The sequence below is a fragment of the Nocardioides iriomotensis genome, assembly GCF_004168035.1.
In the GTDB taxonomy this organism is placed as follows: Bacteria; Actinomycetota; Actinomycetes; order Propionibacteriales; family Nocardioidaceae; genus Nocardioides_B; species Nocardioides_B iriomotensis.
This window is the reverse complement of the sequence record NZ_SDPU01000034.1, coordinates 165,106-178,072: the sequence shown is the minus strand read 5'-3', so window position 1 is coordinate 178,072 and position 12,967 is coordinate 165,106. Positions and strand designations below refer to the sequence as shown.

Sequence of the window (12,967 nt, the reverse complement as noted above, 5' to 3'; positions counted from 1 at the left end):
CTGCCATGTGACCGTCACACCCTCGGGCGACCGCCCGCCCGTGCGCAAGCACCTGATGCAGCCCGGCGCCCCGCGTCCGCAGAACCGCGAGCCGATGAGCCTCAGTGGCGTGCAGAGGTGGGTGTTGTCCACCCTCGCCGCGACGACGATCATGCACCTCGCCGTCGGGCTGGTCGTGGCGGCGGCGTTCTCCGACGGGCTCGACGAGAAGGTCGGCCTGCTGCTCATCGGCGCGGCGTTCGGCGTGATCGCCATGGTGGCCGCGCTGCTCATCCACGAGAAGCGCCCGGTCAGCCCGTGGCTGCTGATCGGCTTGGTGCCGAGCCTGGTCGGCGCGTGGTGGATCTTCCTCCGGTAACGGCTCAGCGCTGGAGGCTGATGACGCCCGCGTCGTCCTGGCTCAGGAGGCCGTCGGACTTCATGAACTCCAGCACGCGGTGGTACCGGTTGCGCTCCCAGTACGGCGCGCCGACGAGCACGGCGAGCTCCTCCTCGGTGCAGCGTCCGTTGGCCTCGAGCGCCCGGACCACCTGACCCACCTCACGCAGCAGGTGACGGTCGAGCCCAGCGGGCGCGAAGGGCGCGTCGGGGTCGGTCGGGCTGCTCATCGTCATGGGGCTCCTCGGGCGTGTGCGGCGCATCGGGGGTCCCGAACACCGTACCCAGACCCGCGCGCCGGGATTCCCACCGCAGGGGTTCCCGTCGCGGCAAGCGGGAGTACTGTGACCAGTGGCCCCACCGGGACTCCCGGGACGGCCGTTGCTCGCTGAAAAAGCCCGGCGAGAGCAGAGTCCGCCCGTGCGCCGGTGCTGGACCTTAGCGAGAGCCGTGGTGATCCGGCATGACCGGAAAGTCCGTGAGCACGCAGGTGGCCGAGCCCCTTCCCGAGTCGGCCCACACCGTCCCCGCCGAGCTGAGCTCGGCCGCCTCCGACCTCGTGATGGCCCACCTGGGGGTCGCCCACGGGATCGCCCGGCGCTACCGCAACCGCGGCATCGCCGCCGAGGACCTCGAGCAGGTCGCCCGGTTGGGCCTGGTGAAGGCGGCCCGCGGCTACGACTCGGCCAAGCAGGCCGACTTCCTGGCCTACGCCGTGCCGACGATCCGGGGCGAGGTCCGCAAGCACTTCCGCGACCACGGCTGGGTGGTGCGTCCGCCCCGTCGGGTGCAGGAGCTGCAGAGCCGGATCCTCGCCGCCGCGGCCGACCTGACCCAGGAGCTCGGGCGCTCTCCCCGGCCCTCGGAGATCGCGGCCCGGCTCGGCGAGCCGGTGGGCGAGATCGAGGAGGCACTCGGCGCCGACGGCTGCTTCAGCCCGTCGTCGCTGGACCGTCCCGTCAGCGGCGTCCCGGACGCCCCCTCGCTCGGGGACCTGCTGCCGGACGCCGCGGAGGACGCCGACGGCCACGACGCGGTCGACGCCCGGGTGATGCTCGGGCCCGCCGTACGCCGCCTCAGCGAGCGGGATCGCAAGATCCTGCACCTGCGCTTCTTCAGCGGCTGGACGCAGGAGGAGATCGCCCGTGAGATCGGTGTCACGCAGATGCATGTCTCGAGGCTGCTGACCAGGATCATCGCCGAGCTGCGCGACGAGCTGTCGTGATGCGCAAGCGGGACACCACCGCCGCCTCTGGGTAGATTCGGGCGCGCGGGGACTCTGATCGTGGGTGGTGCGACATGCTCGAGAACGAAACGGAGGGGTTGGTGGACAACCAGGCCCAGCTGGCGGCGTACTTCGCCCTGGTGAGCCGCGACCTGCTCGCCCGCGCCGACGAGACGCTGACCTTCCAGCGCATCGCCGACCGCGCGGTCGAGGTGATCCCGGCCTGCGACTTCGTCGGCATCACGCTGCGCCGGCGGAAGGGCCGCCCGGAGACGGTCGCCCTCACCGACGAGGCCGCCCGGCTGTGCGACGACTGGCAGTACGAGCTCGACGAGGGCCCGTGCCTGTCCGCGATCGCGGGCGACGAGTCCTACGTCATCGACGACCTGGTCAACGACGAGCGCTGGCCGCGCTGGGCGCCCCGAGCCGCGGACGTCGGCGCCGGGTCGATCCTCAGCGTGCGGATGGCCAACGACGTCGAGGCCCTCGGTGCCCTGAACCTCTACTCCCGCAAGCCGCACGCCTGGGACGCCGACAACCGCGACCTCGCCCTGGTGTTCGCGTCGCACGCCGCGACTGCGATCAGCAACACCCAGCTCGTGTCGGGTCTGCAGACCGCGTTGCAGAGCCGGCACCTGATCGGCGTGGCCCAGGGCATCCTGATGGCGCAGTACGACATGGGGCTGGAGACGGCCTTCGAGGTGCTCCGCCGCTACTCCAGCCACGCCAACGTCAAGCTCCGCGAGGTCGCGCACCGGGTCGTCGAGCAGCGCACGCTGCCCGACGACTACAGCCAGCTCGCGGACCCCGACAGCGCCGACAGCAGCCAGGACGGCGCCGGGGAGGCATGACCTCACACTGAGCCGTCGGCCGACCGTCGGCCGACCTGAACCTCGACGCCACCGTCCGTTCACGTGGTCTCGCGACCTTCGTGCCATGAACCGGCTGAAGGTCGCGATCGTCTCGGAGTCGTTCCTCCCTGCTGTCAACGGCGTCACCAACACGGTGCGTCACTGCGCCGACCGGCTGCTCGCCGGCGGCCACGAGGTCCTCGTCGTCGCCCCCGCCCCCGGCCTGGCGAGCTACCGCGGGGCGAAGGTCGTCCGGGTGCGGTCGTTCGGGCTGCCCGGCTACCGCACCTTCTCCGTCGGCCTGCCCGACGGGGCGGTCGGCAAGGCACTGGCCGACTTCGAGCCGGACGTGGTCCACCTGGCCTCGCCGTTCGCGCTCGGGTACGTCGGGCTGCGCGCCGCCCGCCGTCTCGGGATCCCGACGGTGGCGGTCTACCAGACCGACGTCGCCGGGTTCGCCCGGCAGTACGGCGTCCCCGGCGACGGCCTGCTCGACCGCTGGGTCGGTCACCTGCACCGACGCGCCGACCGCAACCTGGTCCCGTCGACGGCCTCGGCCACCCGGTTGAGGCGCCTCGGCGTGGACGACGTGCACCTGTGGCGGCGTGGCGTCGACCTGTCGCTGTTCGACCCCGCGCACCGCAACGACGACCTGCACGCCGCCTGGTCACGTCGCAGCAGCGGCGACCCCCGCGTCGTCGTCGGGTACGTCGGTCGCCTGGCCGCCGAGAAGGAGGTGCACCGTCTCGAGGAGGTCGCCCGGGTGCCCGGCGTCCGGCTCGTCGTGGTCGGTGACGGCCCCGAGCGCGCGCGGCTCGAACGAGCCCTGCCGGAGGCGAAGTTCACCGGCATGCTGTCCGGCCGCGACCTCGCCGGCGCGTTCGCCTCGCTCGACGTGTTCGTGCACACCGGTCCGCACGAGACGTTCTGCCAGACCGTGCAGGAGGCGCAGGCCAGCGGGGTCCCCGTGGTCGCGCCCGCAGCCGGCGGCCCGCTCGACCTGGTCCGGCACGGCGTGACCGGCCTGCTCTTCGACCCGGAGGACCCGCGCTCGCTGCGCCGCGCGGTCGCCGTGCTCGGCGGCGACCCCGACCTGCGCGCCCGGCTCGGCGCGGCCGGGCACCGGGAGGTGCAGGGCCGGACCTGGGAGCGCGTCGTCGACGAGCTCGTCACCCGGCACTACCCCGCGGTGCTGGGTGCCCACCGGCCCGCGCAACGTGCCGCCTGATCGGCCCGTCCGCCTATCCTGCGGACGTGAAGCCCTTCCTGCTGCTCGCCACCCGCGAGGAGGACGCCGTCGCCGACAACGAGTACGAGGCGTTCCTCGGCTTCACCGGTCTCGACGAGGGCCTGCTGCGCCGGCACCGGCTCGAGGCCACGCCGCTGGAGGAGCTCGACCTCGCCGACTGGTCGGGCCTGCTGATCGGCGGCGGCCCGTTCAACGCCAGCGACCCGGACGAGGGCAAGTCGCGGACGCAGGTGCGCGTCGAGGCCGAGCTCGCGGCCCTGCTCGACGACGTGGTCGCGAAGGACTTCCCGATGCTGGGCGCCTGCTACGGCATCGGCACGATCGGCACCCACCAGGGCGCCGTCATCGACCGGGAGTACGGCGAGCCGATCGGGCCGATCGAGATCAGCCTCACCGACGCCGGCCGCGACGACCCGCTCTTCGCCGCCGTACCGCCGACGTTCCAGGCGTTCGTCGGCCACAAGGAGGCGGTGCGCTCGCTGCCGTCGCACGCCGTGCACCTGGCGTCCTCGCGGGAGTGCCCCGTGCAGGCCTTCCGGATCGGCCGCAACGTCTACGCCACGCAGTTCCACCCCGAGCTCGACGTGCTCGGGCTGTCCCTGCGGATCGAGGCCTACCGCTACGCCGGGTACTTCGAGCCCGAGCAGATGGACGCCCTGCTGGCCACCGCCCGCACCGGCGTCGTCGTCGAGCCGCCGAAGCTGCTGCAGCGCTTCGTCGAGCTGTACGCCCGGGACTGACGGGCGTTTGGCACCAGGGCGCCCGGGTACGGCGCCGGTGACCGACCGCCACCACGAGGAGGGGTTCCGTGGACACCGTCGTGCTGGACGTCGACGGGACTCTCGTCGACTCCGTCTACACCCACGTGCAGGCGTGGTGCCGGGCGTTCCACGCCATCGGCACCGACGTCCCCTCCTGGCGGATCCACCGCTCGATCGGCATGGGCGGCGACCGGCTCGTCACCGAGGTGGCCGGCGAGCGCGTCGAGACCGCCCTCGGCGACGAGGTGCGCCGGCTGCACGCGGAGTTCTACGAGGAGCTGTTCCCGACGGTCCGCGCGCTCCCGGGCGCCGACGACCTTCTCGGAGCGCTGACCAAGCTCGGACTCGGTGTCGTGCTCGCCAGCTCGGGCTCCGCCGAGCACACGGCGCTCGCGGTCGAGCTGGTCGGCGCCAACGACCTCGACACCCCCGTCGTGACCAGCTCCGACGTCGCGGCGAGCAAGCCGGCTCCCGACCTGGTCGAGGCCGCACTCGACCGCGCCGGGTCGCGCGACGCCGTCCTCGTGGGCGACTCCGTGTGGGACGTGCGGTCGGCGGTCTCCGCCGGCATCCCCGCGATCGGTCTGCGCTGCGGCGGGTTCAGCGCGGCCGAGCTGCGCGACGCCGGCTGCATGGCCGTCCACGACGGACCGGCCGACCTCGTCGAGGTGATCGACGAAGCCGGCCGGCAGGGTCTGACCCTCGGTCGCTAGCCGGGCTACACGGTCTGCAGCATCCCCTCGGCGTCGCGGACGACCAGGCCGTCGCTCACGCTGAGCGCGAGCGCGCGGTCGAACCGGTGCGCGTCCCAGTAGTCCGCACCGACCAGCGCGCGGAGGTCCTCGGCGCGCTGTGCGCCCCGGGCGTTCAGCGCACGCACGATCTGCGTGATCTCGTGGTTCACCTGGCGGTCCCGCGGGCTCTCCGTGGACGACTTGGGTGGCGGCATGGGCATGGCGGTTCTCCTCTCAGGCCGTCTGGGTGGCGGTCGTCGGGTTCGGGCCGGTGCCGGACGTCGAGCCGGCGGGGTCCTCGGCGGTGAGCGGCTGGGCGATGCTCTCCAGGGACTGCCCCTCGGCCTTGACGCCGAGGAACGCCTCGACGAGGCCACCGGCGACCATCAGCACGGCGCCGATGAAGTAGCCGATCGCGATGCCGGTGATGTCCTTCGACGCCGACGCGTCCTCGATGAGCTTGCCGAACAGCAGGGGCCCGGCGATACCGCCGGCCGCCGTACCGATGGCGTAGAAGAACGCGATGCACAGCGCCCGCGTCTCCATCGGGAAGATCTCGCTGGCCGTGAGGTACGCCGCGCTGGCGCCGGCCGACGCGAAGAAGAAGATCACCGCGCCGAACATCGTCAGCGTCGTGGCGGTCAGGCCACCGAGCATGAAGCCGGCGACGGCCAGCAGCGTGCCGGACAGGATGTAGGTGCCGGCGATCATCTTCACCCGGCCGAGGCTGTCGAACAGCGGGCTCAGCAGCAGCGCGCCGAGGAAGTTGCTGGCCGCGAAGATCGCGAGGTACCAGCCGGTCTGCTTGACGTCGAGGAATGTCGTGAGGGTGTCGCCGTAGGTGAAGAAGAAGGCGTTGTAGAGGAACGCCTGGCCCACGAACAGCGAGAAGCACAGGATCGTGCGCTTCGGGTAGAGCGTGAACACGGTCCGGGCGATCAGCCCGATGCCGATCGACTTGCGCTGCCGGATCGTGATGCTCTCGGAGACGGACGGGAGCTGTTTGCCGCTCTCGCGGGCGACGGTCTCCTCGATGTCACGGACGATCGCCTCGCCCTCCTCCTCGCGGCCGTGGATGAACAGCCAGCGCGGGCTCTCGGGGACGTTGCGACGGACCAGCAGGATGCCGACCGCGAGGACCGCGCCCAGGCCGAACGCGAGGCGCCAGCCCCAGGCCGGGTCGACGAGCGTCGGGTTGAGCAGCGGGATGGTGAGCAGCGAGCCGGCAGCGGCGCCGACCCAGAAGGAGCCGTTGATCGCGACGTCGACGCGACCGCGGTACTTCGCCGGGATCAGCTCGTCGATCGCGCTGTTGATCGCGGCGTACTCACCACCGATGCCGGCACCGGTGAGGAAGCGCGCGATGAAGTACCACAGCGCCGTGGGGGCGAACGCCGTCAGCACGGTCGCCAGGGTGTAGACGGCGAGCGTGAGCAGGAACAGCTTCTTCCGGCCGAAGCGGTCGGTGAGCTGTCCGAAGAACAGGGCACCCAGACAGGCGCCGGCGACGTAGACGGCGCCGGCCAGGCCGATGTCGAAGTTGTTCAGGCCCAGGCCGGTGCCCTCCGGCTTCAACGCCTCCGACATCGAGCCCACGATCGTGACCTCGAGACCGTCGAGGATCCACACCGTGCCGAGACCGATGACCACGAGCCAGTGCCATCGGGCCCACGGCAACCGGTCCATGCGCGCCGGTATGTCGGTGGTGATCCTTCCTGTTTCCACACCTTCAGCCACGGTCGTGGCCTCCTTCGGGACAGGTCGACCGGCGTCGCGGGCCGGCGACAGTGGCACGCCGGCGAGCAGCCGGGCGTGTACGGCGCGGCGCCCTGTGCGTTCGCCGCGCGGCCGCCTCGAGGACGGAGAACCCCGGGCCCTGGTGTCTCCCCGTCAGCGAAGCGATTCCGAAGGAACCACTACCCAGCCACGCGATTCGCTATGCCTGGGCGCCTTCGCGGGCTCGCGCGGGACCGACCGTGGCCGCGGCGATGGCGGTCGTGATCGGCACGGCGAGCACCAACCCGATGGCGGTCGCCAGCGTCGTCACCACCTCGGTGGCGATCGGCTGGGCGGTGAGCGTCGACGCCGCCGGGCGTTGGTACAGGTACAGCAGCAGGAGCACGGACAACGCCGTCCCGGCGTAGGCGAACACGATCGTGTAGATCGTCGAGGCGATGTGGTCGCGACCGATCCGCATGGCGCTGCGGAACAGCGCGCGTCGCGACATCGCGGGCGCGGCGGCGCGCAGCTCCCACACTGCCGACGACTGGGTGATGGTGACGTCGTTGAGCACGCCCAGGCCGGCGACGATCAGCGCGCAGGTGAGCAACCCCGTGAAGCTGACGCCGTCGACGTACGACGCCAGGATCGCGCCCGCGTCGTCGTCGACGCCGCTGAGCCGGGCGGACCGGATCGCGGCCACGCCGATCACCGCCGTGATCGCGATGCCCCCCAGCGTCCCGGCCAGGGCGGCGCTGGTGCGCAGCGACGGACCGTGCGCGAGATAGAGCGTGACGAACATGATCGCGGCCGACCCGATCATGGCGATGCCGAGGCCGGACGCGCCGAGCAGCAGAGCCGGGAGCATGAACTGGGTGAGCACGTAGCCACCCACCAGCAGCCCGACGAGGGCGAGCACGCCGCGCAGCCGGGCGACGAGGACGACCGAGAGCACGAAGGCGCCGAGCAGCAGCCACAGCGTGCGGGACCGGTCGACACCGAACAGTGCGAAGCTCTGCTCGACGCCCTCGACGGTCGGGTTGCGCTGGAGCTCCACAACGTCGCCGCCCCTCAGGCCAGACTCGCTGATGTCGCGCGGCACCTGGACCCGGACGCGGTCGCCCTCCGCCTCGCCCTCGAGCACACGGGCCACCACGAGACCGTCGCCGCGGACCGCGAGCACCTCGGCGTGCGGGAACGTCACGCCCTCGGCGGCGTACTCCACCGACCCGAGCGTCCGCTCGACCGCTCCCCCGTCGGGCCAGTAGTGCACGAGTCCTGCGACCGTGCCGAGGGCGCAGAGCGCGAGAGTGCCGAGCAGCACGACGCGGGCGACGAGTCCGACCTCGACGTCGTCGGTGCCGCTGCGTGAGGTCCGACGGTGTGCGTGCGCGTGACCGGCTCCCATGCGGGCATCCAACCAGGCACGATGGACGCGTGATCGACCCGTTCCGTCGCGTGGCGGCGACCGCCGAAGAGGTGTCCGCGTCCCGCCCCGGCGACCAGCTGGTCGACCCGGCCACGGTCGTGATGGACCGGGGCTTCGACCTCGCGCACCCACCCGCCGCCGTGTGGCCGTGGCTGGTGCAGCTCGGCAAGCGACGCGCGGGCTGGTACCTGCCTCGCCCGGTCGAGCGGCTGGTCCCGCGCGGCCGGCGCGCCCTGCGGCACGTGGACCCGCGCTGGCAGGGGCTGGCGGTCGGCGACGTGATCCCCGACTACGGCGGCCGGGACGCGACGTTCGAGGTCGCCGAGCTCGTGCCGGCGTCGCACCTCGTGCACACGTCCCGCCGCGGTGGCACGAGCGTCTCCTGGACCCTCCACCTCTCGCCGTACGACGGGGGGCGGAGCACGCGGGTGCACCTGCGGCTCCGGCTGGGTCCGGTGCGTCACGTGCGGGTCGCGGAGACCGTCGGCGGCGCGTTCGACGCGCTGACGATCCTCGGCCTCGCGGCGGGGCTCGCGGAACGGCTCGACGAGGGCGTGGACCGCTAGGAGCCCGGCGACCGGTCCCAGACCCGGACGTAGCTCGACACCACCCGCTGGCCGGGCACGATGCCGGTGATCGTCGCGACGGTCCCGAGCTCGTGCGTGCGGACCCGCCAGGCGACGAGCCGTCGAGGGTCGGTCTGCGACTCGTAGACGATGCGCTCGCCGTCCAGCCAGAACGCCACCGAGCAGCAGCTGTCCGGGCGCTCCGACGTGTTCGTCTCCCCCAGCACGAGGAGAGCGTCGTCGGCACGGGTGAAGCCGTCGACGACCACCACCCGCGAGGGGACCGGCGGGGTGTCCGGACCCGGGACGGCGACCGAGGCCCAGGTCTGGGCGGTCCCCAGCGGACCCTGCCGGGAGCGGCCGATCGGCACACCGGTGGCCGGGTCGAAGGGCCCGGTCGGGACGACGAAGCCGTTGCTGCCGTTGCGGGTCCCGTCGAGCGCGCTGTACGTCGGGCCCTGGCCACCGAGCCGGGCGGGGGGCAGGTACAGGTCGGACTCGCCGAGCCAGCTCACCCAGGCGGTGGGCGCCGTACCGGTGTCGATCGTGCGCCAGTCCCCCGTCGCCAGCGTGAGCACCAGGACGCTGCCCTCCTGCGGGATCGCCAGGAAGCGGCCGGTCGGCGACAGCAAGGTCTCCCGGGCGATCGACACGTCCAGGCCACCGTCCGACAGCGGCTGCACGTCGCTGACGTCGACGGAGCGGAGCGAGCCGTCGTCGGCGAGCAGCAGCAGCTCGATCGAGCCGTCCTCGCGGGTGATCGCGTAGGCGGCGAGTGCGGCCTCGACCGGGTCGTCCTCGAGCGGTGCGGCCGGTGCGCCCAGGTCGATCTCGGTCGGAAGAGGCGACTCGACCAGGGGTAGCGCGGTCTCCTGCTCGGCGGTCGGACCCCGGAAGACCGACCAGCCGTCCTCCTCACCGTCCGGCTGCGATCCCCTCGAGCTGTCGTACGGCGGCGCCGGCGTCGATTCCCGGGTGACCGTCGGGCTCGGAGCGGGCGACGGAGCCACCGGCTCGGTGGCGCGTTCGTCGCCGGGACGCCCCAGCGCGGTGCCGAGCAGCACGGCCACGACGGCGACGGCGGCGACGGTGGTGGCGGCGCGGCGGCGCCGGATCCCCCGGGCACGCTTCCAGGCGACGTCAGCGAGGTCGGGCCCCGTCACGTCCTCGACGTGGTCGCGCAGCAGCTCGCGCAGGTCGTCGTGCGTCATCGGAGGTCCTCCAGCATCAGGGCGAGGTGGGCCGAGCTCTCGCGGAGGCGGGTCAGTGCGTGGTGGGTCTGGCTCTTGACCGTGCCGACGCCGACGCCGAGGGTCTCGGCGGTCTCGCGCTCGGACAGGTCCTCGTAGAAGCGCAGCACGAGCACCGCGCGCTGCTTGTCGGTCAGGCTCACCAGGGCGCGGTCGAGGGCGAGCCTGCGGTCGCTGCGCTCCTGGTCGTGCGTGGTGCGACCGTGCTCGAGGTGCTCGGCGGGGTCCGTGACGACCTCGCGCCGGTGCCGTCGCCACCACGAGATGTTGCCGCGCACGATCACCTGTCGCGCATACGCGTCGGGGTAGCCGTCCTGCAGCGCGCGCCACCGCAGCGCCACCTGCGTGAGCGCCTCCTGGACCAGGTCCTGGGCGCGGTGGTGGTCGCGCGAGACGAGCACGGCGAGCCGCAGCAGCGCCTGCTGTCGCTCGGTCGCCCAGCGCGTGAACGTCTCGCGGTCGTCGTCCGCCACGTCGTCGTACCCCCTTCGTCGTCACATCCTGAACGCAGGAGGTCGGTGGAAGGTTGGCAGGGCGGGCCGGCGCGTCGATCAGCGCGGATCCTGCCTTCGGCCTCAATTCGGCACCGCGAAGTGCCGATGGTCTCGGCATGGGGGATGATTTTTCAACGACCTTGCTCGACCTGAATCCGATCGCCGTGGTGGCGACCGACCGGAAGGGAAGCATCCGGGCGCTCAACCAGCGCGCCCGACACCTGCTCGGACCGGGGGCGCGCATCGGTCGCCGGATCGTCCGGCTGTTCCACCCCGCGGATCGCCGCCGCGCGGCGAGCTATCTCGAGAGCGTGTCCGCGGCGCCGCCCGGCGCGATCATGTTCTTCACGGGCGAGACGGTGGGCGGCGACGACTCCGGGCGCTTCCTGCACGTGCACGGCCGGAACCTGCTGGGCGATCCCGCGGCACGGGTCCTCGTGCTCGGCCTCGTGGACGGCACGGACGCCCGTCGGCGAGAGGCCGAGCTGGAGCGGCACGCGCTGTACGACGCGCTGACCGGGTTGCCGAACCGCGCGCTGTTCCACGAGCGCCTCCAGCGCGTCTGCGCGGTGGACGGTCCCGCCGGCGCCCTGGTGATGGTCGACCTCGACGGCTTCAAGCTGGTCAACGACACGTTCGGGCACGCCGTCGGCGACGCGCTGCTCACGCAGGTGGCGCGGCGGGTCGAGCGGGTCGTTCCCGACGACGCGACGTTCGCGCGGCTCGGTGGTGACGAGTTCGCGGTCCTGCTTCCCGGCCTCGCGCCCGACGTCGCACGCAAGGTGGCCGAGCGGCTGCGCGAGGACATCGCCGCGCCGTACCCGGGGTTCGAGCGCCCGATCACCGCCTCGATCGGGGTGAGTCGCGTGACCGACCCGTCCACGTCGCTGCGGGAGGCCGACGTCGCCATGTACGCCGCCAAGTTCAGCGGGCGCGACTGCGTCGTGCTCTACGAGCCGGGCCTCGAGTCGGTCAACCGGAAGTCCGCCGAGGAGCTCCGCGACGTGGCGGCGCTCAAGGCGGAACGCGACCGCCTGCACGTCGAGGCACGCACGGACGCGCTGACGGGGCTGCCCAACCGGCGGGCCATGGACGAGTACGTCGCGGCCGGCCATGAGCTGGGGCCGGCCGGACTGCTCTTCGTCGACCTCGACCGCTTCGGCCTCTTCAACCATCTCCACACCGACCAGCGGGGAGACGAGACCCTGCGCGAGGTCGGCGACGCCCTGGTCACGAGCTGCCGCGGAAGCGACGTCGTGTTCCGCAAGGGCGGCGAGGAGTTCGTGGTGGTGCTCCCGGGCACCGTCGGCGAGGACGCGGCAGCCGCCGGCGAGCGGTTCCGTCGCGGGGTGGCCGATCTCGCGATCGAGCATGGTGGCGCCGACGACGTACCGGTCGTCAGCGTGACCATCGGCGTCGCGTGGAGCGGCGAGGGCGACCTCGCCTCCGCGCTCGCGCGCGCGAGTGAGGCGGCGTACGCCGCGAAGGTCTCCGGCCGCCGCAACTCCGTCACCCTCGCCGACCCGGCCTGAACCTCCCGCGCCACCTCGCCGACCCGGCTCGAATCTCCCGCCGGGGGCGGCGGGCCGGGCGAGCACTTCCCCAGCCGTGTGGACGCTTCCCTAGGGGCATGCGCCTTGTGAAGCGTCCATAACCCCGCGTTACAGCTGGATCGTGGGGGCTGCCAGGATGCCGCGCATGCCGTCCGAGCCGCGCGACCCCGTCACGTACGTCGTCACCGACATCGAGGTCGACGGGCCGTGGCCGGGGGCGAACTCCATGCGGTCGTTCGCGTCGGTGGCGGTCACGGCCGACGGGACGCGGCACGGGGAGTTCGAGGCGGTGCTGGAGCCGCTGCCGGGGGCGGCGCCGCACCCGGACACGTACGCCTGGTTCCAGACCCAGGGGGACGCCTGGGCGGCGTGCACGACCGATCCGCGGCCCGTGACGGAGGTGCTCGACGACTTCGTCGCGTGGGTGCGCGGGCTGCCGGGGCCGTGCATGTTCGCCGCGCACCCGCTGGGCTTCGACGGCGGCTGGATCGACTACTACCTCCGCCGGTTCACGCCGTACGGCGTCACGCAGGGGCCGTACGAGGAGGACGTGCTGTTCGAGGCCCGGGGCGGGCTGTGCGTGCGCAGCTACGCCGCCGCGGTCACGGGGCGGCCGGTCTCCGAGGTTTCGCCGGCGTCGCTGCCGGCGGAGTGGTTCGGCGACGTGCCGCACACGCACCGCGCGATCGACGACGCGCGGGGCTACGCGAACCTGCTGGTGTCCCTCGTCGCGCGCAGGTGCCAGGAGGACTGACGGG

General features: G+C 72.7%; 15 protein-coding genes. 9 read left to right on the top strand and 6 right to left on the bottom strand.

Translation table 11 applies throughout. The features are described 5' to 3' along the window. Positions 1-7 precede the first annotated feature (7 nt). A complete protein-coding gene (locus ETU37_RS19285; RefSeq protein ID WP_129988976.1) occupies positions 8-358 on the top strand; it encodes a hypothetical protein in 351 nt (116 codons plus the stop codon). A gap of 4 nt (positions 359-362) precedes the next feature. Here the strand turns inward: ETU37_RS19285 and ETU37_RS19280 are convergent, their stop codons facing one another. Beyond that, a complete protein-coding gene (locus tag ETU37_RS19280) occupies positions 363-608 on the bottom strand; it encodes a hypothetical protein (RefSeq protein WP_206054045.1) in 246 nt (81 codons plus the stop codon). 233 nt (positions 609-841) lie between these two features. Between ETU37_RS19280 and ETU37_RS19275 the strand changes: the two genes are divergently transcribed. From ETU37_RS19275 to ETU37_RS19255, 5 genes are all read left to right on the top strand, one after another. Then, positions 842-1,603 (top strand): sigma-70 family RNA polymerase sigma factor, encoded by a 762-nt coding sequence (locus ETU37_RS19275; protein ID WP_129988974.1) that lies wholly within the window; start codon positions 842-844, stop codon positions 1,601-1,603. A 74-nt stretch (positions 1,604-1,677) separates the two neighbouring features. Continuing rightward, positions 1,678-2,454, top strand: coding sequence for a GAF and ANTAR domain-containing protein (locus tag ETU37_RS19270; protein ID WP_129988973.1), 777 nt, complete (start codon positions 1,678-1,680; stop codon positions 2,452-2,454). Between the two features lie 85 nt (positions 2,455-2,539). After that, on the top strand, positions 2,540-3,682 hold the full coding sequence (locus ETU37_RS19265; RefSeq protein WP_129988972.1) for a glycosyltransferase family 4 protein: 1,143 nt from the start codon (positions 2,540-2,542) through the stop codon (positions 3,680-3,682). A 26-nt stretch (positions 3,683-3,708) separates the two neighbouring features. Beyond that, on the top strand, positions 3,709-4,443 hold the full coding sequence (locus tag ETU37_RS19260) for a glutamine amidotransferase (RefSeq protein WP_129988971.1): 735 nt from the start codon (positions 3,709-3,711) through the stop codon (positions 4,441-4,443). Between the two features lie 68 nt (positions 4,444-4,511). Then, positions 4,512-5,177: an HAD family hydrolase gene (locus ETU37_RS19255; protein ID WP_129988970.1), complete on the top strand. Its 666-nt coding sequence runs from the start codon at positions 4,512-4,514 to the stop codon at positions 5,175-5,177. A gap of 5 nt (positions 5,178-5,182) precedes the next feature. Here ETU37_RS19255 and ETU37_RS19250 read toward each other — a convergent pair whose 3' ends face one another. The 3 genes from ETU37_RS19250 to ETU37_RS19240 form a co-directional block, all read right to left on the bottom strand. Beyond that, the gene (locus ETU37_RS19250) at positions 5,183-5,419 is read right to left on the bottom strand and encodes a hypothetical protein (RefSeq protein WP_129988969.1); all 237 of its coding nucleotides are present in this window, start codon (positions 5,417-5,419) and stop codon (positions 5,183-5,185) included. Between the two features lie 13 nt (positions 5,420-5,432). Then, entirely contained in the window at positions 5,433-6,884 is a 1,452-nt protein-coding gene (locus ETU37_RS19245; protein ID WP_129988968.1) for an MFS transporter, read from the bottom strand. Positions 6,885-7,134: 250 nt separating this feature from the next. Next, complete coding sequence (locus ETU37_RS19240; RefSeq protein ID WP_129988967.1) at positions 7,135-8,325, bottom strand: YibE/F family protein; 1,191 nt, start codon at positions 8,323-8,325, stop codon at positions 7,135-7,137. 29 nt (positions 8,326-8,354) lie between these two features. Here ETU37_RS19240 and ETU37_RS19235 point away from each other — a divergent pair, with 29 nt between their 5' ends. Further along, the gene (locus ETU37_RS19235) at positions 8,355-8,912 is read left to right on the top strand and encodes a hypothetical protein (protein WP_206054044.1); all 558 of its coding nucleotides are present in this window, start codon (positions 8,355-8,357) and stop codon (positions 8,910-8,912) included. Here the strand turns inward: ETU37_RS19235 and ETU37_RS19230 are convergent. Then, positions 8,909-10,123, bottom strand: a complete 1,215-nt coding sequence (locus ETU37_RS19230) for a hypothetical protein (RefSeq protein WP_129988966.1) — start codon at positions 10,121-10,123, stop codon at positions 8,909-8,911. The two genes, ETU37_RS19235 and ETU37_RS19230, sit on opposite strands and share 4 nt — an antisense overlap. Then, the gene (locus ETU37_RS19225; RefSeq protein ID WP_129988965.1) at positions 10,120-10,635 is read right to left on the bottom strand and encodes a SigE family RNA polymerase sigma factor; all 516 of its coding nucleotides are present in this window, start codon (positions 10,633-10,635) and stop codon (positions 10,120-10,122) included. The genes ETU37_RS19230 and ETU37_RS19225 overlap by 4 nt, the downstream gene beginning before the upstream one ends. A 137-nt stretch (positions 10,636-10,772) precedes the next feature. Between ETU37_RS19225 and ETU37_RS23895 the strand changes: the two genes are divergently transcribed. Further along, positions 10,773-12,188, top strand: coding sequence for a sensor domain-containing diguanylate cyclase (locus ETU37_RS23895; RefSeq protein WP_129988964.1), 1,416 nt, complete (start codon positions 10,773-10,775; stop codon positions 12,186-12,188). 166 nt (positions 12,189-12,354) lie between these two features. After that, complete coding sequence (locus ETU37_RS19215) at positions 12,355-12,963, top strand: 3'-5' exonuclease family protein (protein WP_129988963.1); 609 nt, start codon at positions 12,355-12,357, stop codon at positions 12,961-12,963. Positions 12,964-12,967 lie beyond the last annotated feature (4 nt).